The following is a 25885-nucleotide window of genomic DNA, read 5'->3' on the forward strand; positions in this document are numbered from 1 at the left end:
TGGCCAAGGGCATCAGAACGATGTACCGACCTGGAACTGGAACTTCTGATACTGATCGCCCGGCTTTTTCGTGAGCGGGAAACCCATGCTGATCTTCAACGGACCGATCGGCGAAATCCACGACAGGCCGAAGCCGTAAGAATAGCGCAGGTTATTGACCGTAATCGCCTGGCCGTTATCGAATACGTTACCGCCGTCGAAGAACGTGAAGATACGCAGCGTACGGTCATAGCCGGTGCCCGGCAGCGGGAACGTCAATTCGACGTTGCCGATCAGCTTCGATGCGCCACCGATCGGATCGCCGTTGGTGTCCTTCGGACCCAGCGAGCTCGGCTCGTAGCCGCGCACCGAGCCGATACCGCCCGCGTAGTAGTTCTTGAAGATCGGGAACGGCTGGCCGTGCAGGCCGTGACCGTAACCGACTTCGCCGTTGAGCGCCAGCGTGAAGCCACGGCTCACCGGATAGTAGAACTGGTGCTGGTAGTACGCGCGATAGTATTTGGTCGTCCCGATCGGCGTACCGAGTTCCAGGTTGGCCTGTTGGTAGTGACCGCGGTTCGGGATCAGGGCACTGTCACGCGAATCGCGCGACCAGCCGACCGTCAGCGGGTAGTTGTTGCTGACGAAGCCAAATTGATTCGCGTAGTCCGTGTAACGTTGCGGCGTGGTGCCGTCGGTCGTCAGCTTCAGGCGCGTCTGCTCGAAACCCAGGCCGAAGAACACCGTATCGACTTCCGAAAACGGCACGCCGAACTTCAGGTTGCCGCCCAGCGTGTTGATGCGGAAATCGCTGCTCGACGACAGCAGCAGCGGCTGATACGTGCGGTAGTAGACGTCCGTGATACGGCTCACGCCGTCGACCGTGAAGTACGGATCGACCTGCGTAACCTGAAGGGTACGGTAGGTCTTGCCGGTATTGACGTTCACCGAAAGGCTCGTGCCCGAACCGAACACGTTGTCCTGGCTGATACCGGCCTGCAACACCACCTTGTCCGTGGACGAGAAACCCGCACCGACGTTGATCGTGCCGGTCGGCTTTTCCGCCACCTTGACCTGCAGGTCGACCTGATCGTTCGAACCGGCCACCGGCTCGGTCGTCACATTCACGTCGGTAAAGTACCCGAGGCGGTTGATACGGTCCTGCGACAGCTTCAGGCGGTCCGAATCGAACCACGAGCTTTCGAGCTGGCGCATTTCGCGGCGGATGACCTCATCGCGCGTACGCGAGTTGCCGACGATGTTGATCTTGCGCACGTATACGCGGCGGCCCGGCTCGACAGCCATCGCCAGCGCAACGGTATGGTTGGCGCGATCGATCTGCGGCTGGGCATTGACATTCGCGAACGCGAAGCCGTAGTTGCCCAGCAGGTCGGTAATGGCCTTGGTGCTCGCTTGCAGCTTGGCGGCCGAGAACGTGTCGCCGGCCTTCAGTTGCACGAGTTTCTGGATTTCGTCCTGCTTGCCGAGCATCTCGCCGGACAACTTCACGTCGGAGACCTTGTACGGTTCGCCTTCGTGGACGTTGATCGTCAGGAACATCTCGTTCTTGTCCGGCGTGATGGACACGTCGGTCGACTCGATATTGAACTCGAGGTAGCCGCGATTCAGGTAGAACGAGCGGAGCTTCTCCAGGTCACCCGTGAGCTTGTCCTTCGAGTACAGGTCGTTCTTCGAATACCACGACAGCCAGTTCGGCGTGCCCAGTTCCATTTCCGCGCGCAGGTCGGAGGTCGAGAACGCCTTGTTGCCGACGAAATTGATCTGCTGGATGGTCGCCTTGGGGCCTTCCGTCACCGCGAACTGGATGCCGACGCGATTGCGCTCGAGCGGCGTCACCGTGGTCTTGACCTCGGCAGCGTAGTAACCGCGCGTGAGGTACTGACGCTTGAGCTCCTGCTCCGACTTGTCGAGCAGGTTGCGGTCGAACGTACGGCCTTCGTTCAGGCCGACGGAACGCAAGGCCTTCTTCAGCCCGTCCTTGTCGAATTCCTTGATGCCGAGAAAGTCGATCGTAGCGATCGCCGGGCGTTCATCGACATGCACGACCAGCACGTTGCCCACTGCCTCGACGCGAACATCGGAGAACAGGCCAGTGGCGTAGAGCGCACGAATCGCTTCGGTGCCCTTATCATCGTTGAATGTCTCGCCGGGTTTGACCGGCAAGTAGGAAAACACGGTGCCGGGTTCGATGCGCTGCAACCCCTCCACTCGGATATCCTTGACCACGAACGGTTCAACGGCGTGCGCCAGGAAACTATGTGCCGCCAGAACCGCAATTACCAGGGTCTTCGGAACAAGGTGGTATTTTTTCGACAACTTGCTTCCCCAAGAATCTATTTAACCGTAAGTTCGGATTTGCCCGCGAATGGCAGGCGCGTGACGCTGTCAACGCAGGAGCTTCGACAGGTCATTGAAAAGTGCTACGGCAGAGAGCAGCAAGATGCAGAGGAGCCCTATCCGCTGCAATGCGCTCTGCCACCGCTCGGAAACCGCCCGACCGGTGATCGCTTCGACCGCATAATATAACAGATACCCACCGTCCAGAACCGGAATCGGCAAGAGATTCAATACGCCAAGGCTGATACTGACGAGGGCCAGAAAGGCGATAAAGTAATCGAGGCCGAGACGCGCCGAACGTCCCGCGTAGTCGGCGATGGTCACCGGTCCGCTCAAGTTCTTCAACGACGCCTGGCCGATCACCATCTTGCCGAGCATTTTCAATGAGAACGCAGTGACGTCCCACGTCCGCTGCGTCCCCTTCGACACCGCGTCCACCGGCCCGTAACGGACCGTGACCATTTCCATCTGGCTCGCCAGCGCCGCGCCGATCTTGCCCACGGGCGCGCCCGCATCGGCCGCGTCGGCGACCGGCACAAGCGTGACGTCGCGCAAGGCGCCGTCCCGTTTGATTGTCAACGTCAAGGGGCGGCCGGCATGCGCGTGCACCGCGTCGACCAGCGCCTTGGCGGAAGCCAGCGGGTGGCCGTCGAGTGCCGTGACTTCATCGCCCACGCGCAGGTCCGCTTTCTCGGCGGCGCCACCCGGCAGCAACGAGCCGACTTTCACGCGTGCGGAGGGCACCAGCCCCAGGCGCTGCATGAAATCGTCCTCTCCCGTGGCATCCAGCGGCACGCCGCCCGCGTCGATCGAATATTCCGAGGTACCGCCGGGTGCCCGCACGACGAGCGTCACGCGTTCGCCGGCCAACAGGGGATCGACCAGTTTCCAGCGCAGGTCCTCCCAGGAACGGACCGGCGCCGCCTCGCCCAAATCGCCGCCATCGACACGCTCGCGCACGCCGGTAATCAACTCGCCGCCGGCCAGCCCCGCGCGCGCCGCAACGGTCCCGGCGTCCGGCGCAGCCAGACGCGCCACCGGTTCTGTCACGCCGGCCAGATTCAACCCGGTGTAAAGGACGATGGCGAGCAGGAAATTGGCCACGGGGCCCGCCGCGACAATGGCGATGCGCTTGGCGACCGGCTGGCGGTTGAAGGCCCGTGGACGATCCTCGGGCGACACGGCCTGGGACGGGTCCCGTTCGTCGAGCATGCGCACATAGCCGCCCAGCGGCAGCGCACACAGGGTCCATTCGGTCTTGTCGGGACCGCTGGTCCACTTGAGCAGCGGCCGGCCGAAACCGACCGAAAAACGCAGCACCTTGACGCCGCACACGCGCGCCACGGAATAATGGCCGAGCTCGTGGAACACCACGAGGACCCCGATGGCGACCGCGAAAGCGAGTAAGGTGCTGAGCAGCGTCATGACGTAGCCGGGGCCGGCAAGGCGGCGATTCGGGTTTGCGCCAGCGTGCGCGCGCGGCGGTCGGCGTCGAGCACGTCGTCAAGCGACAGTGCGGGGCCGACCGGGACGGCGTCGAGCACGTGCTCGACGATCTGCGAGATGTCGGTAAATCGGATCCGGCCCGCAAGAAAGGCGTCGACGGCGACTTCGTTCGCGGCATTGAGCAATGCCCCCGCCGTCCCGGCGCGGCGCAGCGCCTCGAAGGCCAGCCGCAGGCACGGGAAACGGCGCAGGTCGGGCGCTTCGAAGGTCAGCTTGCCGATCTCGGCAAGATCGAGCGGACGCACACCTGAGGCAATCCGGTCGGGAAATGCCAGCGCGTGCGCGATCGGCGTGCGCATATCGGGGTTGCCGAGTTGCGCCAGCATTGAGCCGTCGGTGTAGGACACCATCGAATGGATCACGCTTTGCGGATGAATCAGGACCTCGATCCGCTCGGCGGACACGCCGAACAGCCAGTGCGCCTCGATGACTTCGAGCCCCTTGTTCATCATGCTGGCCGAATCGACGGAAATCTTGCGGCCCATGACCCAGTTCGGGTGCGCGCACGCCTCGTCGGGTGTCACGTCGTGCAGCGACGCCAGCTCCCGTTCGCGGAATGGACCGCCCGACGCCGTCAGCACGAGACGCTCCACGCCGCGCAACACGCGCGCGCCCTCGCCGCCGGCAACGGCGCCGCGAGGCAGGCATTGGAAAATCGCGTTGTGCTCGCTGTCGAGCGGCAACAGCGTCGCACCGGCGCGCTCGGCCGTCGCCATGAACAATGCGCCGGACAATACCAGCGCCTCCTTGTTCGCGAGCAGGATCCGTTTGCCGGCACGCGCCGCCTCCAGCACCGGATTCAGGCCTGCGGCACCGACGATGGCCGCCACTACGGTATCCGCCTCGGCGGCGCCGGCAATCTCGACGAGCGCGGCGGCGCCATGGCGCACTTCGGTACGTACGTCCGCCGCCCTCAGGCGCGCCGAGAGTTCCGCGGCACCGTGGGCGTCGGCCACGACGGCCAGCGCCGGACGATACGCCACGCACTGCTCGAAGAGGCGCTCGAGATTACGATGCGCCGACAGGGCGTGCACCGTGAAGCGATCGGGATGGCGGCTCACCACATCGAGCGTATTGACGCCAATGGAGCCGGTGGAGCCGAGAATGACAAGTCGTTGCGACATAAATCAGATGAACACCAAAGCCAGCGGGAGCACGGGCAATAGCGCGTCGATGCGGTCAAGCACGCCGCCATGCCCCGGCAACAAATGGCTCGAATCCTTCACGCCGGCCTGGCGCTTCAATTGCGATTCGAACAGGTCGCCCACCACGCTGAACGCGACGAGCAACGTGAGCAGCAGGATGCCGGCGGACAGGCCGACCGTATCGCGCAAGTGCGAAACGATGGTCGGGGCAGACAATCCGCTGAACAGCACCCCCGCCGCAGCCGCCATCACCAGCAGCCAGCCGCCGATCGCACCTTCCCACGATTTCCCGGGGCTGATCGACGGCGCCAGCTTACGGCGGCCGAACGTGCGGCCCGCGAAATAAGCGCCGGTATCGGCGATCCACACGATCACCAGCACCGACAACAGGAACGCAATGCCGTGCTCACGTGCCAGGCAAAGCGCCTGCCACGCAGCGACCAGCACGACGGGTCCCGCGCACAGCAACAGCGCCCGCCAAACCCCCTTCGTGGCCGGCCTGCGCATCAGGGCGTAGGGCCCCGCCAACACCCAGAACAGGGCAGCCGGCTTGAGCCACACATGGGACAGGGCGAGGCCGCTGCGCCATGTCAACGCCACGGTTGCGAGCGAGACTGCGCCATAGAATCCGGCGCCAACACCGCCCATGCCCATCAAGCGCGCCCATTCCCAGCCGGCGGCGGTGACGATGATGGCGGCGAGCCATGCAAACTGCGCCGGCGTACCGGCGAAGATCACGGGCAAAAGAATCAGCAGCAGTACGACAGCGGTGATAACGCGTGTCTTGAGCATCAGGCGAGATGTCCCGAGGAGCCCTTGACCTGTGCACTGGTGCGGCCAAATCGGCGTTCGCGCTGCTGAAACTCGGCGATCGCCAGGTCGAGCGTTGCAGCGTCGAAGTCCGGCCAGAATTTATCGGTGAAATAGAGTTCAGTGTACGCCAGTTGCCACAACAGAAAGTTGCTGATGCGCTGCTCTCCGCCGGTGCGGATGAACAGATCGGGCTCGGGGGCGTACGCCATGCTGAGATGCGGCGCCAAGTCAGCTTCCTCGAACGGCGCGGCGAGCGCCTCGGGGCCTTGCAGCGCGCGCTGTGCGGCAAGCTTGCGCGCCGCCTGGAGAATGTCCCAGCGCCCGCCGTAGTTGGCGGCGATGGTCAGGGTAAGACGGTGGTTGTCTTGCGTGCGCAGCTCGGCTTCGCGCACCAGTTGCTGGATGCGCGGCTCGAACGCTTCGAGCGCACCGACAACATGCAGGCGAATGCCGTTCGCGCTGAGCTTGCCGATCTCGCGCTCGAGCGCGGAGATGAACAGCTTCATCAGGAACGAGACCTCTTCACCGGGACGGCGCCAGTTCTCGGAGCTGAACGCGAACAGTGTCAGATATTCGACGCCCCGGCGCATGCACGCTTCGACGGTATTGCGCACGGCGTCGAGGCCGCGCGCATGGCCAGCCACGCGCGGCAGCTTGCGGCGCGTGGCCCAACGCCCATTGCCATCCATGACGATGGCAATGTGGCGCGGCGTGCCGGGCGCCTCGGGGACAGCGAGCGTGGAGCTGGAAAAACCCATTGGGTGACGTAACCTGCGAGATCAGCGGAAATCAGGCGGATGAGCGCGGGTGCGCTCAGACCGTCATGATCTCGGCTTCTTTCGTCTGCACGAGCTTGTCGATTTCAGCAACAAACTTGTCCGTCAGCTTCTGCACGTCGTCGCCGGCACGGCGCTCGTCGTCTTCCGACGCATCCTTGTCCTTGACGAGTTTCTTGAGCGCCTCGTTGGCGTCGCGGCGCAGATTGCGCACGGCCACCTTGGCGCCTTCGGCTTCGGACTTCACGAGCTTCATCAGTTCGCGGCGGCGTTCTTCCGTGAGCGCAGGCATCGGCACGCGGATCAGATCGCCCTGCGTGGCCGGATTCAGGCCCAGATCCGCTTCGCGGATGGCCTTTTCGACGACGGCAACCATCTTCTTTTCCCACGGCTGGACGCCGATGGTACGGCCGTCGACCAACGTCACGTTGGCGACTTGCGAGATCGGCACCATCGAACCGTAGTAATCGACTTGCACATGATCAAGCAGGCCGGTATGCGCACGGCCCGTCCGGATCTTGGCCAGATCGACCTTGAACGATTCGATCGACTTCAGCATTTTTTGCTCGACACTCTTCTTGACGTCAGCAACGGTCATGAAAACCTCCAAACCTTGATAGTAAGACGCAAACGGAATAACCGGCGCGTGTGTCTCGATACACCCACGCCGTTTTGAACTCAAACGTGGACGAGCGTTCCCTCGTCTTCACCGAGGATCACGTGTTTGAGCGCACCCGGCTTCACGATGGAGAACACGCGTACCGGCATCTTCTGGTCGCGGCACAGTGCGAACGCGGTCGCATCCATCACCTGCAGGTTCTTCGAGATGGCCTCGTCGAAGCTGATGGTGGAGTACTTGACGGCATCCGGCACCTTCTTCGGGTCAGCCGAGTAGACGCCGTCCACCTTGGTGGCCTTGAGCACGACTTCCGCACCCACTTCCGAGCCGCGCAGCGCCGCCGCGGTGTCGGTGGTAAAGAAGGGATTGCCTGTGCCGGCGGCGAAGATGACGACCTTGCCTTCTTCCAACTGACGAATCGCGCGGGGCCGGATGTACGGCTCGACGACCTGATCCATGCGCAATGCGGATTGTACGCGCGCTTCGATGCCGGCGTGGCGCATGGCGTCCTGCAGGGCCAATGCATTCATCATCGTGGCCAGCATGCCCATGTAGTCAGCCGTGGCGCGGTCCATACCGGCCGCGCCGCCCGCCACACCGCGAAAAATATTGCCGCCACCGATCACGATGGCCAGCTGCGTGCCCAGGCGCACGACTTCGGCGATGTCCGCGACCATGCGTTCGATGGTGGCGCGGTTGATGCCGAATGCGTCATCGCCCATGAGGGCTTCACCAGAGAGCTTGAGAAGTACGCGTTTGTAGGCTGTAGACATGGCGGTCCTAAAGGAGTCTGGGTGGGCACTGAGCGGATTCGGGATAAAACACGGGAGCAGCCAGGCCGCTCCCGGAACAACATTACGACTCGGGGTATTACGCCTTCTTGGCCGCCGCCACTTGCGCTGCCACTTCCGCCGCGAAATCGTCCTGCTTCTTCTCGATCCCTTCACCCACCACGAACATCGTGAAACCCTTCACGTTCGTGTTGGCGGCCGCCAGCATTTGCTCGACCGACTGCTTGTCGTTCTTCACGAAAGCCTGATTGAACAGCGAGACTTCCTTCAGGAACTTCTGCACGCTGCCTTCGACCATCTTGGCGACGATTTCGGCCGGCTTGCCCGATTCGGCCGCCTTTTGCGCGGCGACGCTGCGTTCCTTCTCGATCAGGTCGGCCGGCACTTGTTCAGCCGACAGCGAGACCGGCTTCATCGCGGCGATGTGCATCGCGACGTCCTTGCCCACTTGTTCGTCTGCGCCTTCATACTCGACGATCACGCCGATACGCGTGCCGTGCAGGTAAGCGGCCAGCTTGCCGTTCACGTCATAGCGCTGGAAGCGGCGGATCGCCAGGTTTTCGCCGATCTTGGCGATCAGGCCCGTGCGGACTTGCTCGACCGTCGAGCCGTCCACCGGCAGCGCGCTCAGGGCAGCGACGTCGGCCGGGTTTTCCGTGGCGACGAGCTTGGCCACGGTCGCGGCGAAGTTCAGGAAATCGTCGTTCTTGGCAACGAAGTCGGTCTCGCAGTTCAGTTCGACCAGCGCACCCTTGCTGCCGTCGATGAACGCGGCGACCACGCCTTCGGCGGTCACGCGGCTTGCGGCCTTGCTGGCCTTGCTGCCCAGCTTGACACGCAGGATTTCTTCAGCACGGTCCATGTCGCCGTCGGCTTCGGTCAGCGCCTTCTTGCATTCCATCATCGGCGCATCGGTCTTGGCGCGCAGTTCGCCTACCATCGCTGCAGTAATTGCCGGCATCTCTAAACTCCTCTATATCGATTCAGTCCGGGTGCTGCACGCCGGGCGAAGTACCCCGCTCCGGCGCCCCGCGCACCCGACGCAGGGAAATCTGTACTTAAAAAAAAGGGGCCCAACCAGCAGCCCCTTTCGCATTACGTCTGCGTGATATCCGCGTCACGTCCGCTGTAGAGCGGCAATCCCGCTTACGCTTCTTCGTTGACTTCGACGAATTCGTCGCCGCCATCGCCGCGCACGGCTTCGACCACTTCCTTGACGGCGTTCGCACGGCCTTCCAGGATCGCGTCGGCCACGCCTTCGACGTACAGCGCAACGGCCTTGCTCGAGTCATCGTTACCCGGGATGACGTAATCGACGCCGTCCGGCGAGTGGTTCGTATCGACCACGGCGATCACCGGAATGCCCAGCTTGTTGGCTTCGGTGATGGCAATCTTGTGGTAGCCGACGTCAACAACAAAAATCGCGTCGGGCATGCCGCCCATTTCCTTCACGCCGCCGATCGACTTTTGCAGCTTGGCCATTTCGCGATCGAACATCAGCGCTTCCTTCTTGCTCATGCGCTCTTGTTCGCCGGCTTCCAGAGCCTGCTCCATGTCCTTGAGCTTCTTGATCGAGGACTTCAGGGTCTTGAAGTTCGTCAGCATGCCGCCGAGCCAACGGTTGTTGACGTACGGCTGGCCAGCGCGGCCAGCCGCTTCAGCGACGATGTCGCGCGCCTGGCGCTTCGTGCCCACAAACAGGATCGTGCCGCGGTTGGCGGCCAGTTGACGCACATACTTCAGTGCGTCCTGGTACATCGGCAACGTCTTTTCGAGGTTGATGATGTGAATCTTGTTGCGATGGCCGAAAATGAACGGGGCCATCTTCGGGTTCCAGAAACGCGTTTGGTGACCGAAGTGGACGCCGGCTTCCAGCATCTGACGCATCGTGACAGACATGTAATTCTCCGTTAGGGTTGGGTCTTAGACCGGTTGCCGTACCCCGCCCGCGCATCCGATGCATGCCAGGGGCATGCATCTGCGTGGAAAAGGCACCCTGGTTGCACCGGCCTGCGATTTCACAATTTCAAGCCGAATCGGAATTCGTGGAATTCGCGCGCCCTAGGGATAACCCGGTGCAACTTGCGAAAACCGACGTCGGCTTAGCCAAAGATTATAGCATCGACACTGCCCCGCACTCAAGTCGTGCAAGTATTTGCCGATCCGGGCGGCGAGACGCACCGAAAAATCTCCCGCCACTCGCCACGCTCGCGGCCAGCCGCCCGGAAAGCACCGCAAATCGGGGGCCGGCACCGCGCCGGCAGGGCGAAAGACGCGCTTTGATGCGATAATGGCGCATTGTTCTCGCAAAATTCCGATCCAGCAATGGCCATCACCCTGAAGAATGCCCAAGATATTGAAATGATGCGCGTCGCTTGCCGCCTGGCCAGCGAAGTGCTCGATTTCATCACGCCGCACATCCGGGCCGGCATCACCACCGGCGAGCTGGACCGTCTGTGCCATGAATACATGGTCAAGGAACAGGGGACCGTTCCTGCGCCGCTGAACTATCAGCCGCCCGGCTATCCGCCCTATCCGAAGGCCACCTGCATTTCCGTCAACGACGTGATCTGCCATGGCATTCCCGGCGAAAAGGTCCTCAAACACGGCGACGCGCTCAATATCGACGTCACCGTCATCAAGGACGGCTATTTCGGCGACACCAGCCGCATGTTCATTGTCGGCGAAGGGTCGATCCTGGCAAAGCGCCTGACCCAGGTCACGTTCGAGTGCATGTGGCTCGGTATCCGTCAGGTCAAGCCGGGTGCCCACCTGGGCGATATCGGCCATGCCATCCAGGTCCACGCCGAAGCACAGGGCTACAGCGTCGTGCGCGAGTACTGCGGCCACGGCATCGGCCAGGTATTCCATGAGGATCCGCAGATCCTGCACTACGGCCGCCCGGGCACCGGGCTGGAACTGAAAGCCGGCATGATCTTCACGATCGAGCCGATGATCAACGCGGGCAAGCGCGACATCCGCACGATGCCGGACCAATGGACGGTGAAAACGCGCGACCGCAGCTTGTCGGCCCAATGGGAGCACACCGTGCTCGTGACAGACACCGGCTACGATGTGCTGACGGTCTCCGCCGGCACGCCCAAGCCTCCCGAATTCATCACGCAGGCCACCGCCGCGTAACGATTCGGCCGGGGCGCGAGCGCGCACCGGCCCCACCCCTCGCCGAGGAAGCCGCCCATGCACGCGCGCGCGCACGCCCACTCCCCGCTCCGACAAGCCTTGAAGGACCGCAAGACCGAGTTGCTGGACCGCTTCGCGCAGAACGGCAAGATCGACGCCTTGCTGCACGGCATGTGCCACGCGGTCGATCACGCCATGTGCGACGCATGGCGCGCCTGCGGCATGCCCGATGGCCTCGCGCTCGTGGCCGTCGGCGGATACGGACGCGGCGAGCTGTACCCGCATTCGGACGTCGACATCCTCGTATTGCATGACAACGGCGCCGACGATGCGCTGGCGCCCCACGTCGAGCCGTTCATTCAGTTCCTATGGGACATGGGGCTCGAGATCGGCAGCAGCGTGCGCTCCGTCGATCAATGCATTGCCGAGGCGGATGCCGACATCACCGTCGAAACCAGTCTGCTCGAAGCACGCTTGCTGACCGGCAACAGGGCCTTGTTCGAAACGTTCCAGCACCGCTTCGCGGAAGTGCTCGATCCCCGCGCATTCTTCCGCGGCAAGCAGCTCGAGCTGCGCCAGCGCCACGCCAAGTATCAGGACACCCCGTACAGCCTTGAGCCGAATTGCAAGGAGAGTCCGGGCGGCCTGCGCGATTTGCAGGTCATTCTCTGGATGACACGCGCCGCGGGGCTTGGCAATAGTTGGGCCGAATTGTTCGAACGCGAGCTGCTGACCGAACGCGAAGTCAAGGAGCTGCGCCGCAACGAACAATTCCTGAAGGGCCTTCGCGCCCGCCTGCACTTGCTCGCCAAGCGCCGTCAGGATGTGCTCGTGTTCGATATGCAAACCCCGCTGGCCGAGAGTCTTGGCGTCGAGGCCACCGCCGCCAAGCGCGCCAGCGAACAGCTGATGCGCCGCTATTACTGGGCCGCCAAGGCGGTGACGCAGCTCAACACCGTCTTGCTGCAGAACGTCGAAGCGAAGCTGTTTCCGCAGACGAGCGGCGTCACGCGCGTGCTCAATGAGCGCTTCGTCGAGAAGCAGGGAATGATCGAGATCGTCGACGACGACCTTTTTACCCGTGATCCGACGGCCATTCTCGAGACCTTCCTGCTGTACGAGAAGATCATCGGCACCAAGGGCTTGTCGGCACGCACGCTGCGCGCCCTCTACAATGCGCGCGACCTGATGAACGCGCAATGGCGCGCCGATCCCGAGAACCGCCGCCTGTTCCTCGAGATCCTGCAGCAGCCGCAGGGCATTACCCACGCGCTTCGTCTTATGAATCAGACGAGCGTGCTGGGCCGCTACCTGATCAATTTCCGCCGCGTGGTCGGACAGATGCAACACGATCTGTACCATGTCTACACGGTCGACCAGCATATCCTGATGGTCGTGCGCAACATCCGCCGCTTCGCCGTGGCCGAGCATGCGCACGAGTATCCGTTCTGCAGCCAGCTCATCGCGAACTTCGATCGTCCCTGGGTGCTAACCGTCGCAGCGCTGTTCCACGATATCGCCAAGGGGCGCGGCGGCGATCACTCCACGCTCGGCATGGTCGACGCGCGGCGCTTCTGCGTACGGCACGGCATGTCGCAGGAGGATACGGACCTGGTCGTGTGGCTCGTCGGGGAACATCTGACAATGAGCCAGGTCGCCCAGAAGCAGGACACGACCGATCCGGAAGTCATCAAGGGCTTTGCGGAAAAGGTCGGCAACGAACGGCGCCTGACTGCGTTGTATTTGCTGACCGTCGCGGACATTCGCGGCACCAGCCCGAAAGTCTGGAACGCGTGGAAAGGCAAGCTGCTCGAAGACCTGTATCGCGTGACGCTGCAGGTGCTTGGCGGCGCGAATCCTGATCCGCACGCGCAACTCAAGGCGCGCAAGGAAGAAGCCCTGGGCCTGTTGCGGCTCTACACGGTGCCCGATCACGCCCACGAGCCGCTCTGGAACACGCTCGACGTTGCGTTCTTCCTGCGCAACGATCCGGCCGATGTCGCCTGGCAGACGCGCCATCTTTGCCGCCACGTCAACAGCCCGACGCCGATCGTCAAGGCGCGCCCTGCCCCGATCGGCGAGGGTTTGCAGGTGATGGTGTACGTACCGGATCAGATCGACCTGTTTGCACGCATTTGCGGTTATTTCGAGCGCAAGGGACTGTCGATTCTCGATGCCAAGGTGCACACCACCAGCCTTGGCTACGCGCTGGACAACTTCCTGCTCACGGACCCCGGCCTCGATACGAGCTACCGGGACATTATCAGTCTCGTGGAATCGGAGCTGGCGGCCCTGATCACGCGCGCCGAGCCGCTGCCCGAGCCCAGCAAGGGCCGTCTGCCCCGCCGCTCGCGAAGTTTCCCGGTCACGCCACGCGTGGATTTACGCGCCGACGACCGCGGACAGTATTACCTGCTGTCGGTCTCCGCCAACGACCGCACTGGCCTGCTGTACGCGGTCGCCCGGGTTCTCGCCCGGCATCGCGTCAGCGTGCGCACGGCGCGCATCAACACGCTCGGCGAGCGTGTCGAAGATACCTTTTTGCTCGATGGCAGCCGCCTGCAGGACAGTCGCCTGCAGATCGCCGTCGAAACTGAATTACTGGAAGCACTGGAACCATGAGCGACACCCCGCGCGCCAAGCTTGGCGCGAAACACCCCCGCAATCTTGACAAGACCCGCGCCCCCGTGCGGCCTGGCGCCCTGCGCCGCCCGACCAAGGCGATTCCCGCCGCCATGCTCGAAGGCGCCGGGGCGGCGAAGCAGTCCGCGCAGAAGCCTCCGCGCGCGCGTCCCGCCGGCGATGCACAGGCGGGCGCGCCCGCCGCGAAGAAGCCCTATGGCGCCCGTGCCCCGGGTACGCAGGGAGGGGGTGGCGCGCGTACGCCGCGCAGCGGGGCTGGCGCCGGATTCGAGGGACGCCCGAAACGGACGGATGATCGAGGCGCAAGTGGAGCAGGTGGCACAAGTGGCGCAGGCGGCCGGCCGCGTCCGGCCACCGCGCGCCCGCCGGAAACCCGCCGCTTTGGCGACGATCGCGACGGCTACCGTCGTGGCGATGCACCGGCACGCCCCCAACGCGAACGTGTCGCGGGCCCGAAACCGCCGCGCAGCGAGGGCGATTTCGCCCGTCCGGTGAAGCGCCGTGATGATGATTTCCGAAGCGGCACCGGCCGTGGGCCGCGCCGTGACGATGACCGCGCCCGCAACCGCGATGCCGCCCCACCCAAGGTTCACGCCGACGCCGAAGGCATGCTGCGCCTGTCCAAGCGCATGTCCGAACTGGGTCTGTGTTCGCGCCGGGAAGCCGATGAATGGATCGCCAAGGGCTGGGTCCGCGTCGACGGAAAGGTGATCGCCGAACTCGGCGCAAAGATCCTGCCGGATCAGGAAATCACGGTCGTGCAAGCCGCCCGTAACGAACAGGCGCAGCGCGTCACGATCCTGCTGAACAAGCCGGTCGGCTATGTCTCCGGCCAGGCCGAAGACGGCTATGAACCCGCCGTCGTCCTGCTCACCCGCGACAATCACTGGTCGGAAGACGATGCCGGCATCCGCTTTTCCCCGCAACATCTGCGCGGCCTCGCGCCCGCAGGGCGTCTCGACATCGACTCGACCGGCCTGCTCGTACTCACGCAGGACGGCCGCGTGGCGCGCCAGTTGATCGGCGAGGATTCCGACACGGAGAAGGAATATCTCGTACGTGTGTCCTACGGCGAGTACACGGAAAACGTGCAGGCCCAATTCCCCGCGGCGCGCCTGGCGCTGCTGCGCCACGGCCTGGAACTCGACGAACAGGCGCTCAAACCGGCCGAAGTCGATTGGCAGAATCCCGAGCAGCTGCGTTTTGTGCTCAAGGAAGGCAAGAAGCGCCAGATCCGCCGCATGTGCGAGCTGGTCGGCCTCCATGTCACTGGATTGAAGCGCGTGCGCATGGGCCGCATCGCGCTGGGCAACCTGCCCGCCGGTCAGTGGCGCTATCTGCGCGTGGGCGAAAGCTTCTAAATACTACGCCGGCGCATGGCACCCATGCGCCGCGCGGCGCTCACTCGTCGCTGCCGGGATCGAGCCCGGGAAACAGAATGTCCGTAAAGCCGAACTTCGTGAAATCCGTGATCCGCATGGGATACAGCTTGCCGATCAGGTGATCGCATTCATGCTGCACCACACGCGCATGGAAGCCTTCCGCGACGCGGTCGATCGGTTTGCCATATTGGTCGAAGCCTTCGTAGCGCAGCATCGAATATCGGTTGACCATGCCGCGCAACCCCGGCACCGACAGGCAACCTTCCCAGCCCTCCTCCATGTCTTGCGTCAGCGGTGTGATGATCGGATTGACGAGCACCGTTTCCGGCACTTCCGGGGCGTCGGGATACCGGTCGTTATGCTTGAAACCGAAGATCACCACTTGCAGATCGACACCGACCTGCGGCGCGGCGAGCCCCGCGCCGTTGGCATGGTGCATCGTCTCGAACATGTCGGCCACCAGCGCGTGCAGCTCCGGCGTGTCGAATTGCTCGACCGGCTTGGCGATGCGCAGCAGGCGCGGATCGCCCATTTTCAGAATGTCGTAGAGCATCGGCGGGTTCCTTATCAAAGCGCGTCAAGCATGGCGCGCATGGCATCCTCGTCCAGCACCGGCACGCCCAGCGACTCCGCGCGGGCCAGCTTGCTGCCGGCATCCGCGCCCGCAACGAGGTAATCGGTCTTGGCCGACACCGAGCCGGCCACCTTGGCGCCTGCTGCCTCCAGCATTGCCTTGGCATCTTCGCGCGACAACGTCGGTAACGTGCCCGTCAACACGAAGGTCTTGCCCGCGAGCGGCAACGCCTCCACCGCCTGCGGTTCCGACTCCGCCCAGGTGACGCCCGCCGCGCGCAGCTGTTCGATGACTTCAACATTATGCGGCTCGGCAAAGAAATTGGCGATGGACTGCGCCACAATGGGTCCGACGTCATGCACCGCCAACAGTTCCTCTTCCGTCGCAGCGATCACATTGTCCAGCTTGCCGAAATGGCGCGCCAGATCCTTGGCCGTCGCTTCGCCCACATGACGAATGCCGAGCGCGAAGATGAAGCGCGCAAGCGTGGTGTGCCTGGCGCGGTCGAGCGAGGCCACGAGATTCTGGGCGGACTTGTCGGCCATGCGGTCGAGCGCGGCGAGCTTGGCCACGCCGAGTTTGAACAAATCGGCGGGCGTACGGATGATCTGCTGGTCGACAAGCTGCTCCACCAGCTTGTCGCCGAGCCCCTCGATGTCGAGCGCGCGCCGTTGTGCGAAATGCAGCAGCGCCTGCTTGCGTTGCGCCGCACAGATGAGCCCGCCCGTGCAACGCGCAATGACTTCGTCGGGCAACTTCTCGATCGCCGAGCCGCACACCGGGCATTCCGTGGGCATCACGAACGCGCGCGCATCAGGCGGACGCCGCTCCGGCACCGCGCCCACGACTTCGGGAATCACGTCGCCGGCACGGCGAACGATGACCGTATCGCCGATCAGGATGCCCTTGCGCAGTATCTCGTCCTCGTTATGCAAGGTGGCGTTCGTGACGGTCGCACCGCCCACGAACACCGGCGCCAGGCGCGCCACCGGCGTGATCGCGCCTGTGCGGCCGACCTGAACTTCGATGTCGAGCAAGGTCGTCAGCGCTTCCTGGGCCGGGAATTTGTGCGCGAGCGCGAAGCGCGGCGCCCGCGAGACAAAGCCCAGACGTTCCTGTTCGTCACGGCGATTGACCTTGTACACCACCCCGTCGATGTCGTATGGCAATGCCGCCCGGGCCTCGCCGATACGGCCGTAGAACTGCAGCAGGCCTTGCGCGCCGCGCACGACGGCGTGCTCCTTGTTGACCGGGATGCCCAGCGTTTCATACCATGCAAGCAGTTCTCCATGCGTATCCGGCATCGGCACGCCGACAAGTTCGCCAACGCCATAGGCGAAGAACGATAACGGGCGCTTCGCCGTAATGCGTGAATCCAGTTGCCGCAAGCTGCCTGCAGCCGCATTGCGCGGATTGACGAACACCTTCTCCCCGGCCGCTTCCTGCGCACGATTGAGTGCGTCGAAGTCGGCCCGGAACATCAGCACCTCACCGCGCACTTCGAGCACTTCGGGCGGCGTATCCGTTTTCAGGCGCAGCGGAATGCTTTTGACGGTGCGAATATTGGCGGTGACATCTTCCCCCGTCGCACCATCGCCGCGCGTTGCGGCCTGCACCAATATGCCGTGTTCGTAACGCAACGCGATGGCCAGGCCATCGAATTTCAGTTCGGCGGCATATTCGACCGGTTGGCCAAACAGATCACCTGTCTGCGTTCCCGGCGCGGCGGCGGCACCACGCAGGGCATCGGCGACGCGGCGGTCGAAGGCTTCGACGTCTTCGTCGTCAAAACCGTTGTTGAGGGAGAGCATGGGCACACGGTGCGTGACGGGCGCAAATCCGTCCAGCGGCTGGCCGCCCACGCGTTGCGTCGGCGAGTCGGCCCGCTGCAACTCGGGATGGGCCGCTTCGAGCGCCACCAGTTCGGCAAACAGGCGATCGTATTCCGCGTCCGGAATGGTAGGTGCGTCGGCTTCATAATAGGCGCGGTTGTGGCGCTCCAATTCTGCACGCAACTCGGCAGCGCGCGCGGCAGGCTCGCGGACTTCGGCCGGGGAGGAACCCGGCGCGGGGGATTGGGACATCGGCAAGATTTCGGCTATCGAAAGAGTACGGTCATTATGCCTTTGAAGCGGCAGAGTTGGCAGACGGATACCATCGGCAATTCGTCAAACCGCAAAGGCAATAAAAAAAACCGGTCGGACCGCATGGGCGGATTCCGGCCGGTAGCATGGGTGCCAGCCGAATCCCGGAGGATCGGCCGTGCATTTCGGGGATTACTGGCTGAACAGGCGGCGCGTGGCTTGGGAGCCGGCCGGCAAGCCGCGCGCCTCCAGGCGCTCGTAAAGCGTGAGCAACTGACGGTCGACGTTTTGCAGCGCCGCATCGGACAGCGGCCGGCGCTGATCGTCGACAACGCGCCCGCCGATGCGCTGGCCGATCGACTTGGCGTAGTCGCACATCAAACGGAATGGCAGCAGGTCTTCGTCGGCGACAGGCACGTCGAGCAGCAGCGTGATCAGGTCGCCGCCCTTGTACGTCAGGTCGTCACGCAGGAAGTTGGTGTCGCCGAACTGCAGCATGAACACCGGATTCTGTCGGCTGTCGAGCTTGACGAATCGCATGCCGTCGCGCGAGAGCAGCAGGCCGTCTTGCGTGGCCACGGCCTGTACGTAATTCGCCGACCACGGCGCGCCGTCCGACAGGACATTGACCGAAAGCTGGGCGTCGCACTGGGCAGCAAAACTGTCGAGTTCGCGCGCGCGGCCAACGGTCTCCATCATGTCCGGATACTCGGGCAGCGCATCGACGGCCTCGGCCAGCGTCTGAACCGCATTGGCAAATTCGGAGAATTCCACCTCATTGAGCGCACCGGCCCGGTTCGCCAATTGCACGGCAATGCGCAGTTCGCCGTAGCGCCCGCCAGCGCGCACCGACTCCCAGTGTGCGTTGTCATCGGTGCGCCCTTCCACGTGGACGGCCTTCCCGCCTGCGCGGCGCATGCGCTGCGTGAGCGGCAGGATGCGTTCCGCAGGCAACGCTGCGGCCAACGGCAGATGCACCACGCAATCGATGCGGTCGTCGACGATCGGCAACGGGAGATTCGCATTTGCTGCCGGCCTGGCCGCCGGGACCGCCGCGCCGTTCACTGCCGGCACGCCTGCGCCGATGACAGCGGCATCGGCGTGCGGGGTTGCGACCGGAGCCGCGACCGGGGCTGAAGACACGCCATTCGCGCCGGCCGCCGCGGCGACCGCGGCAGCGGGCGCGGCATCGACGGTATCATCCGCGGCCAGTTCCGCGCTGTTGCGGGCAACCGCGCTCGCGGTGGCCGCTTCCATTTCATCGTCGCGCGCCGCTTGCGCACGTTCAGCGTCATCAACGGCGGCGGCAGCGTCATTCGCGTGCGCCGCCGCTTGCGGTGTCCATGCGGGTTCGCGATGGGCATCCGGTGCATGCGCGTCACCCTGCACGCCAGCAGCATCCGGCTCGCCGGCATGCGCCGCACCCAGCGTGGGTTCCCGGCGCTCGTCCGCTTGCGGCGCGCGCGCCGGCATCAGCGTCGGCTCGATGAACGGACGCTCGTCGTCGTCCGCCATTCCCGCGGTCGCATCGATGCCGGCGCCGTCCACCGGCATCCGGCGCGGTATGCGCCGCTTCGCCTTGCTGCCCTGCCAGGCGTTATACGTGACGACTCCCAGCAGTACCGCCACTCCTGCGGCAATCAAACCCAGCTGCAGTTCATTCATGCGCGGCTATCCTCTCTTATCTCCGTTGTCAGGCGCGGGGTCAGGCGATCTCGGCCAGATTGATCGCGGACTCCATGTCCACCGCCACGATCCGCGACACCCCCTGCTCCTGCATGGTGACGCCGATCAGCTGGTTGGCCATTTCCATCGCGATCTTGTTGTGCGAAATGAATACGAATTGGGTCTTGTCCGACATGTGCGCCACCATTTTCGCGTAGCGCTCCGTGTTCGCGTCGTCCAGCGGCGCGTCCACTTCGTCGAGCAAACAGAATGGCGCCGGGTTCAGCTGAAACATGCCGAACACGAGCGCGATGGCCGTCAGTGCCTTCTCGCCGCCCGACAGCAAATGAATCGTCGAATTTTTCTTGCCCGGCGGCTGCGCCATCACCTGCACGCCGGCATCGAGAATCTCGTCGCCGGTCATGATCAGCTTGGCCTGCCCGCCGCCGAAAAGCGTCGGGAACAACTCGCCGAAATGCTTGTTGACCTCGTCGAACGTGCCCTGCAGCAGCACGCGCGTTTCCTCGTCGATCTTGCGGATGGCCCCTTCGAGCGTGTTGATGGCGTCGTTGAGGTCGGCCGATTGCGCGTCAAGGAAGATCTTGCGTTCGCTGGCCGTCTGCAATTCCTCGAGCGCCGCCATGTTGACCGGACCCAGCGCGTTGATCGCGTTGTTGATGCGCGTGACTTCGCCTTGCAGATACGACGGCTTCATGTCCGGCGTGAGTTTCTGCGCGAGCGCTTGCTCGTCGACCTCGGCCTGCACCAGTTGCTCCACAAACTGCTCGCGGTTCAGGCGCGCGGCCTGCTCCTTGAGTTGCAGTTCGGTGATGCGGTCGCGCAGTGGCTGGAGGCCGCGTTCGGCGCTCAGGCGTTCTTCGTCGCGCTGACGCAGTTGTTGCGTCAAGGCGTCGAGTTCGTTGCGCGCGGCGCCGAGCACTTCTTCCTTCTCGGCGCGCAGTTCAAGGGCGTCCTGCAGGCCGTTTTCTGCCGTCTGCTCGGTAATCTGGGCGAGTTCCACCTGCGCCTGTTCGATGCTGACAACGAGCCGTTCTGCCTGCTCGTGCGACGTCTGGATGCTGCGCTTGTGTTCGTCGATCTTGCTCAGGATGCCCTTCTGACCGAACAGGGCCTCCTGCGCGAGACGCTCCAGTTCGCGCGTGCGATTGCGCGCGTCGCCGAGCTGGCTGTCGAGGGATTCGAATTCGAGCTGCCCGTCTTCAAAACGCGCCTGCAATTCGGCCAGGTGCGCGTCGCTGTGTTCGAAATTTGCTTCCGACTCGGCACGCAACGCGCGTTGGTCTTCGATCTGCGCAGTGATTTCGCGCAGCTCTTCGTCGATCTGCGTGCTGCGGGCGTTGTAGCGCTCGTAGGCTTGCGTGAGCTTGAGGACGTCGAGCTGCAGCGCATGTACGCGTTGCGTGGCGCGCTCGGCGCGCGCACGTACTTCGGTGAGCGTCTGGCTCGCCTGGCTGTAGGCCGCTTCGGCGCGCACGGCGTTCGATTTGGCCTCGTCCGCGAGCAACGCCTGTGCGCGCACTTGCTTGCCGAGGTTTTCGATTTCCTGCTGACGGGCCAGCAAGCCGGCCTGCTCGGAATCGGCGGCATACAACTGCACGCCCACGCGCGACACCAGATGCCCGGCCTTGACGACGAGGTTCGCACCTTCGGGCAATTGCGCGCGCATGGCAATGGCCTGCGTCAGGTCGTCTGCGACGAAGGTGCGGCCCAGCCACTCCTGCAGCACGGCGCGCAAGCCCGGATCGTCGATGCGCAGCAATGACAGCAGCGGACGCAGATTGCCTGTCGCATCGAGCGCACGCGCGGCCGGCGGCGGCGCGTAGAACGCCAGTTTGGCCGGGGGCGCATCGGTCGCAAAGGCCTTGACCCAGTCGAGATTGCTGATCTCGAGGGCGGCAAGCCGTTCGCGCAGCACCGATTCCAGCGCGTTTTCCCAACCCGGCTCGATATGAAGCTTCTTCCACAGGCGCGGCAGCTGCGCCAATTCGTGCTTGTCGAGCCACGGCTGGACCTTGCCTTCGGTCTGCACGCTCTCCTGCAACTGGCGCAGTGCCGTCAGACGCGCTTCGAGCTGCGCAATTGCCGCCGCTTCGGACTGCACACGTTCCTGCGCTTCGCGGCGTTCCGCTTCCAGGCGCGGCACGCGTTCCTGCGCGTCAGCCAGTTCGGCCTGCGCATCGGACAGGATGGCTTCATGTTCGGCCAGGTCGGCGCGCAGCGATTCGAGCTGCACTTCGTCCGGCTTGTCGAGCCCGCGGGCTTCGCCCTGCAACCGCTCCTGGCGCTGCTGCAACTGCTGCAACGCCTGATCGGCATTGCGCTGATGCGCGGCTTCCAGCTTGAGCGTCTGCTCGACCTGCGCGATCTCGCCGCGTTGCTCGTTCAGGACGGTCTGCGCATCCCGCCAGCACGCTTCGAGCGCCGGCAGCGCCTCGTTCTGTTCGGCGGCGTCGTCCTGCGCGCGCGCGGCACGCTCCTCCGCAATGAGCAGTTCTTCCTCGGACACTGCAAGCGCTTCTTCCGCTTGCGACGAGCGCGCCTGCCATTGCTCCTTCTGAGCCGTCAGGGCCGCCAGTTGCGCCTGCACCCGGTTACGCGATTCGACCACGTAACGGATTTCCGCTTCGAGACGGCTGACTTCGGAGTTCGCCTCGTACATCGCGCTTTGCGCCGATTGCACGGCGTCGGTCGTGGTGTAGTGCGCCGCGCGCAACGTTTCGAGATCGGATTCCGAGCTGCGCAGACGTGACATCTGGGCTTCAAGGTCGACCTGCGCCGACTCGATCGCGCGCTGCTGGCGTTCCTGCTCGTTCTGCGCTTCATTCTTGCGCAACAGCCACAACAGCTGCTGCTTTTCCTCGCCGTCGCGATGCAAATCCTTGAAACGGTTGGCCACGACGGCCTGGGCTTCCAGTTTCTGGAGGTTTGTGCCGAGTTCGCGCAGGATGTCCTCCACACGCGTCAGGTTCTCGCGCGTGTCGTGCAGACGATTTTCCGTTTCGCGGCGGCGTTCCTTGTATTTCGAGACGCCGGCGGCTTCTTCCAGGAAGACGCGCAACTCTTCGGGCTTGGCTTCGATGATCCGCGAAATCATGCCCTGCCCGATGATGGCGTAGGCGCGCGGGCCGAGGCCGGTGCCGAGGAAGATATCCTGAATGTCCCGCCGGCGGGCCGGCAGGTTGTTGATGTAGTAGCTCGATGTGCCGTCGCGGGTGAGCACGCGCTTGACGGCGATTTCGGCGTACTGGCTCCACTGCCCGGCGGCGCGCCCGGCGCTGTTGTCGAACACGAGTTCAACGCTGGCGCGGCTCGCCTGCTTGCGGGCGGTGGAACCGTTGAAAATAACGTCCTGCATCGATTCGCCGCGCAGCTCGGAGGCGCGCGACTCGCCGAGCACCCAGCGCACGGCATCGATAATGTTGGATTTGCCGCACCCGTTCGGGCCGACGATGCCGACCAATTGGCCCGGCACCGAGAAGTTCGTCGGGTCGACGAAGGATTTGAAGCCAGCGAGCTTGATGGAGGTCAGACGCACGGCAGGTTCGCTTTTACGGTCATGGATAAAGAAGTCCGCGAAGAACGCTAAGACGCGTCAGCAGGTCCTGTCGGGCCTCGCACACGCTGGCGCGCGCGAGGCCGCTTTCATCGGTTCGCATCATACCATCGCATCACCCGCCGTCGCGGATTTGCAACGCTTCGGTTCCGGAAGAATTCCGGCCAACGCGCCTGCCGCAACGATGCACAGACCGCCCGCGATTTCGCGCGCGCCCATCCCCTCGCTGGCCAGCCACCACGACGACAGCGCCGCGACGACAATTTCGAACAACATGATCAGCGCCGCCCGGTTGGCCGGCACGCGCTCCAGCCCGAACTGGACGATCACATTCGTCACGGCAACCGCACAGCCGAGGGCCACCGCGACAGCCGCCGCCGGCATATCCGTCGTCAGGGCCGTGACGGCCGCCGCGCCGGAAGCGAGCCCGCCGTCGAACGGCAGCATCAGCAATCCGGCGGCCAAGCAGCCGAGATAGAGTACCCAACTGCGCATTCCCGGCCTAACGTCCGGCAATGACTGGCTAATGCGACGAAACAGCACGTTATTCATCGCAAACGCGGCTCCCGCGACGGTGCCGGCCCATTCGGCCGCATTGTTTGGCACGGGCCAACCCATTGCGGGCGACCAGAGCATGAGTCCCGCGCCGCCCAGCGCCAACACGATCAATGCGGCGCCGCGGGCGGTCAGGCGTTCGCCCAGCACCCAGTGCGCGAACAGGGCCGTCCAGACCGGGGTCAGATAGAACAGCAACAGCACGCGCATCACATGCCCGTGCGTCGTGCCCCATACGAAGGCGACGTTCGTGATGCCGCCCGCGAGGGCCACGCCAGGCAGGAGCCACGACCAGGTGAGCGAGGCAAACGAGCGGCGGTAGATCACGCCGAGAAACAACAGGGCGATGAGCGCTGTGCAGGCCTGGGAGGACACGGCGTCCACGCCCCACAGTTGCAGTACGCGGTATGGATACCACGCGAGCCCCCATACCGAAGAGCCCAACAAGATGGCCAGGGCCGGCGCCGTGCGGGCATAGCATCCCCCGCCGGCGGGCGTTGCGCCGGGTTGTGTACCGTTACCGGCAACCGTCATGCTTCCTCCAAAATCCTGCAAAGGTCCATAGGGCCTGTTCACGCTAATATCGGGCTCGCGTTGCCCGGCCAAAGGGGCGAGCGCAAGGAATGGGCCGAAGCGAATATCGGGAATATTCGCAAGGATCATGACGCGGCGATCGCCCCTTTGGGTTGGCAACCCGCAGGGAACGTGTTCTGCCGGCCGTCTGGCGGCGTTGCCCGCTGCTTGCTTGGGGCGACCAAGCGGCGCAGCTGGCGCCTTGCCAGCCGACCGGCAGAACACGTTCGCGAGCCCGATATTAGCGTGAACAGGCCCTAAGACTTGCCCCATTGGCGCCCCGGAACCTGCCGAAATCCGCAACATGACGCGCGTGGGCGACGCCGTGACGGTATAATTTTCGCTTTGCCGATCTTGCCATTCTTGGGCGCGTCCGGGAACCCCTTGACGTAAATCCCCGAGTTTGGCACGCGGGAAGCTGCGGCGCGCAGCGCCATCTCTGCCGCGCCCGCTCCCGGGCCTTGAACCTTTTGCCGTGAATCCTTTGCTGTGAATCCGCTACTCGACAAACTCCAGCCGTATCCGTTCGAACGCCTCAAGGGGCTCGTTGCCGACATCGTGCCGGCGGCCGGTTTCAAGGCCATCAGCTTCGGCATCGGCGAGCCGAAGCATCCGACGCCGCAGTTCATCAAGGAAGCCTTGGTCGCAGGACTGGGCGGACTGTCGAACTACCCCGCCACCGCCGGCGGCGAACCGCTGCGCGCGGCGATTGCCGCGTGGCTGGAACGCCGCTATCAGTTGCCGAACGTCAATCCGGCGACCGAAGTGCTGCCCGTGACGGGTTCGCGCGAGGCGCTGTTCTCGTTCGCCCAGGCCGTGGTCGACGCCGCCCGCTCCGGCGCGACGGTGATGTGTCCGAACCCGTTCTACCAGATCTACGAAGGCGCCACCCTGCTGTCCGGCGCCCAGCCGTACTACGTCGATAGCGATCCGGCACGCAATTTTGCGCCCGACTACGACAGCGTGCCCGCCGACGTCTGGAACAACGTCCAGCTGGTGTTCCTGTGCTCACCCGGCAATCCCACCGGCTCGGTGCTGACGCTGGCCGACTGGCGGCGCCTGTTCGAACTGTCCGATCAATACGGCTTTGTCATCGCGTCCGACGAGTGCTATTCGGAAATCTATTTCGACGAAGAACACCCACCGCTGGGCGCACTGGCTGCGGCACACCAACTCGGCCGCGGCTTTGAGCGCCTGGTCGTGTTCTCCAGCCTGTCCAAGCGCTCGAACGTGCCGGGCATGCGCTCGGGCTTCGTGGCCGGCGACGCCGCCATCCTGAAGAAATTCCTGCTGTACCGCACATATCACGGGTGCGCCATGAACCCGGCCGTGCAGGCCGCGAGCATCGCCGCCTGGAACGACGAGGCGCACGTCCGCCTGAACCGCAGCAAATACCTGAAGAAGTTCCAGACGGTGACGCCGATGCTCGCTGAAGTGCTCGACGTCGAGCTGCCCGACGCCGGTTTCTACCTGTGGGCGCGCGTGGACGGCAAGACCGGCCTGTCCGATACCGAATTCGCCCGACGCCTGTTGGCGGACTACAATGTGGCCGTACTGCCCGGTTCCTATCTGGGCCGGGCCGCCCACGGGCACAATCCTGGCGAGAACTTCGTGCGCATCGCCCTCGTGGCGGACGTTGACGAATGCACGGAAGGCGCGCAGCGCATCGTGCAATTCTGCCAATCCCTTTCATCCAACGCTTCCTGA

At 64.1% G+C, this 25885-nt stretch carries 18 protein-coding genes; 4 read left to right on the forward strand and 14 right to left on the reverse strand.

All coding sequences use genetic code 11. The features are described from left to right. Positions 1-12: 12 nt before the first annotated feature. From bamA to rpsB, 9 genes are all read right to left on the reverse strand, one after another. Positions 13-2316 carry an outer membrane protein assembly factor BamA gene (gene bamA, locus PTE30175_RS16590; RefSeq protein ID WP_150698171.1) on the reverse strand — a complete coding sequence of 768 codons (2304 nt, stop codon included), beginning with the start codon at positions 2314-2316 and terminating at the stop codon, positions 13-15. Between the two features lie 69 nt (positions 2317-2385). Beyond that, positions 2386-3762, reverse strand: a complete 1377-nt coding sequence (gene rseP, locus PTE30175_RS16595) for an RIP metalloprotease RseP (RefSeq protein ID WP_150698172.1) — start codon at positions 3760-3762, stop codon at positions 2386-2388. After that, positions 3759-4967, reverse strand: coding sequence for a 1-deoxy-D-xylulose-5-phosphate reductoisomerase (gene ispC, locus PTE30175_RS16600; protein WP_150698173.1), 1209 nt, complete (start codon positions 4965-4967; stop codon positions 3759-3761). The genes rseP and ispC overlap by 4 nt, the downstream gene beginning before the upstream one ends. 3 nt (positions 4968-4970) lie before the next feature. Then, complete coding sequence (locus PTE30175_RS16605; protein WP_150698174.1) at positions 4971-5780, reverse strand: phosphatidate cytidylyltransferase; 810 nt, start codon at positions 5778-5780, stop codon at positions 4971-4973. Next, on the reverse strand, positions 5780-6559 hold the full coding sequence (uppS, locus tag PTE30175_RS16610) for a polyprenyl diphosphate synthase (RefSeq protein WP_150698175.1): 780 nt from the start codon (positions 6557-6559) through the stop codon (positions 5780-5782). The genes PTE30175_RS16605 and uppS overlap by 1 nt, the downstream gene beginning before the upstream one ends. 55 nt (positions 6560-6614) lie before the next feature. Further along, a complete protein-coding gene (gene frr / locus PTE30175_RS16615; RefSeq protein ID WP_150698176.1) occupies positions 6615-7175 on the reverse strand; it encodes a ribosome recycling factor in 561 nt (186 codons plus the stop codon). 80 nt (positions 7176-7255) lie between these two features. Continuing rightward, positions 7256-7969 carry a UMP kinase gene (gene pyrH, locus PTE30175_RS16620; protein WP_150698177.1) on the reverse strand — a complete coding sequence of 238 codons (714 nt, stop codon included), beginning with the start codon at positions 7967-7969 and terminating at the stop codon, positions 7256-7258. 97 nt (positions 7970-8066) lie between these two features. Continuing rightward, positions 8067-8948 (reverse strand): translation elongation factor Ts, encoded by an 882-nt coding sequence (gene tsf / locus PTE30175_RS16625; RefSeq protein WP_150698178.1) that lies wholly within the window; start codon positions 8946-8948, stop codon positions 8067-8069. Between the two features lie 185 nt (positions 8949-9133). After that, positions 9134-9886, reverse strand: coding sequence for a 30S ribosomal protein S2 (gene rpsB, locus PTE30175_RS16630; RefSeq protein WP_150698179.1), 753 nt, complete (start codon positions 9884-9886; stop codon positions 9134-9136). A 426-nt stretch (positions 9887-10312) separates the two neighbouring features. On the opposite strand from rpsB, the gene map reads away from it, so the two are divergent. The 3 genes from map to PTE30175_RS16645 are packed head-to-tail and all read left to right on the forward strand — an operon-like array spanning position 10313 to position 15132. Further along, positions 10313-11128, forward strand: coding sequence for a type I methionyl aminopeptidase (gene map / locus PTE30175_RS16635; RefSeq protein WP_150698180.1), 816 nt, complete (start codon positions 10313-10315; stop codon positions 11126-11128). A gap of 57 nt (positions 11129-11185) precedes the next feature. Then, positions 11186-13750, forward strand: coding sequence for a [protein-PII] uridylyltransferase (locus PTE30175_RS16640; protein ID WP_150698181.1), 2565 nt, complete (start codon positions 11186-11188; stop codon positions 13748-13750). Next, a complete protein-coding gene (locus PTE30175_RS16645) occupies positions 13747-15132 on the forward strand; it encodes a pseudouridine synthase (RefSeq protein WP_150698182.1) in 1386 nt (461 codons plus the stop codon). Before PTE30175_RS16640 ends, PTE30175_RS16645 begins: the two co-directional genes overlap by 4 nt. 40 nt (positions 15133-15172) lie before the next feature. Here the strand turns inward: PTE30175_RS16645 and def are convergent, their stop codons facing one another. The 5 genes from def to PTE30175_RS16670 form a co-directional block, all read right to left on the reverse strand. Continuing rightward, positions 15173-15706 (reverse strand): peptide deformylase, encoded by a 534-nt coding sequence (gene def / locus PTE30175_RS16650; protein ID WP_150698183.1) that lies wholly within the window; start codon positions 15704-15706, stop codon positions 15173-15175. A 14-nt stretch (positions 15707-15720) separates the two neighbouring features. Continuing rightward, positions 15721-17811, reverse strand: a complete 2091-nt coding sequence (ligA, locus tag PTE30175_RS16655) for an NAD-dependent DNA ligase LigA (RefSeq protein ID WP_150698184.1) — start codon at positions 17809-17811, stop codon at positions 15721-15723. Between the two features lie 192 nt (positions 17812-18003). Continuing rightward, complete coding sequence (locus PTE30175_RS16660; protein WP_150698185.1) at positions 18004-19476, reverse strand: cell division protein ZipA C-terminal FtsZ-binding domain-containing protein; 1473 nt, start codon at positions 19474-19476, stop codon at positions 18004-18006. Between the two features lie 40 nt (positions 19477-19516). Next, positions 19517-23032 carry a chromosome segregation protein SMC gene (gene smc, locus PTE30175_RS16665; protein WP_150698186.1) on the reverse strand — a complete coding sequence of 1172 codons (3516 nt, stop codon included), beginning with the start codon at positions 23030-23032 and terminating at the stop codon, positions 19517-19519. A 120-nt stretch (positions 23033-23152) separates the two neighbouring features. Continuing rightward, positions 23153-24139, reverse strand: coding sequence for a DMT family transporter (locus tag PTE30175_RS16670; protein WP_150698187.1), 987 nt, complete (start codon positions 24137-24139; stop codon positions 23153-23155). 528 nt (positions 24140-24667) lie between these two features. On the opposite strand from PTE30175_RS16670, the gene dapC reads away from it, so the two are divergent. Further along, entirely contained in the window at positions 24668-25885 is a 1218-nt protein-coding gene (gene dapC / locus PTE30175_RS16675; RefSeq protein WP_150698188.1) for a succinyldiaminopimelate transaminase, read from the forward strand.

Origin of the sequence: Pandoraea terrae, from assembly GCF_902459695.1 — a bacterium.
Classification (GTDB): Bacteria; Pseudomonadota; Gammaproteobacteria; order Burkholderiales; family Burkholderiaceae; genus Pandoraea; species Pandoraea terrae.

Excerpts from the sequence above, each read along its gene's own strand:
- rseP (WP_150698172.1), bottom strand. The coding sequence starts at position 3,762 with ATGACGCTGCTCAGCACCTTACTCGCTTTCGCGGTCGCCATCGGGGTC.
- ispC (WP_150698173.1), bottom strand. The coding sequence starts at position 4,967 with ATGTCGCAACGACTTGTCATTCTCGGCTCCACCGGCTCCATTGGCGTC.
- PTE30175_RS16605 (WP_150698174.1), bottom strand. The coding sequence starts at position 5,780 with ATGCTCAAGACACGCGTTATCACCGCTGTCGTACTGCTGCTGATTCTT.
- uppS (WP_150698175.1), bottom strand. The coding sequence starts at position 6,559 with ATGGGTTTTTCCAGCTCCACGCTCGCTGTCCCCGAGGCGCCCGGCACG.
- frr (WP_150698176.1), bottom strand. The coding sequence starts at position 7,175 with ATGACCGTTGCTGACGTCAAGAAGAGTGTCGAGCAAAAAATGCTGAAG.
- pyrH (WP_150698177.1), bottom strand. The coding sequence starts at position 7,969 with ATGTCTACAGCCTACAAACGCGTACTTCTCAAGCTCTCTGGTGAAGCC.
- tsf (WP_150698178.1), bottom strand. The coding sequence starts at position 8,948 with ATGCCGGCAATTACTGCAGCGATGGTAGGCGAACTGCGCGCCAAGACC.
- rpsB (WP_150698179.1), bottom strand. The coding sequence starts at position 9,886 with ATGTCTGTCACGATGCGTCAGATGCTGGAAGCCGGCGTCCACTTCGGT.
- map (WP_150698180.1), top strand. The coding sequence starts at position 10,313 with ATGGCCATCACCCTGAAGAATGCCCAAGATATTGAAATGATGCGCGTC.
- PTE30175_RS16640 (WP_150698181.1), top strand. The coding sequence starts at position 11,186 with ATGCACGCGCGCGCGCACGCCCACTCCCCGCTCCGACAAGCCTTGAAG.
- PTE30175_RS16645 (WP_150698182.1), top strand. The coding sequence starts at position 13,747 with ATGAGCGACACCCCGCGCGCCAAGCTTGGCGCGAAACACCCCCGCAAT.
- def (WP_150698183.1), bottom strand. The coding sequence starts at position 15,706 with ATGCTCTACGACATTCTGAAAATGGGCGATCCGCGCCTGCTGCGCATC.
- ligA (WP_150698184.1), bottom strand. The coding sequence starts at position 17,811 with ATGTCCCAATCCCCCGCGCCGGGTTCCTCCCCGGCCGAAGTCCGCGAG.
- PTE30175_RS16660 (WP_150698185.1), bottom strand. The coding sequence starts at position 19,476 with ATGAATGAACTGCAGCTGGGTTTGATTGCCGCAGGAGTGGCGGTACTG.
- PTE30175_RS16670 (WP_150698187.1), bottom strand. The coding sequence starts at position 24,139 with ATGACGGTTGCCGGTAACGGTACACAACCCGGCGCAACGCCCGCCGGC.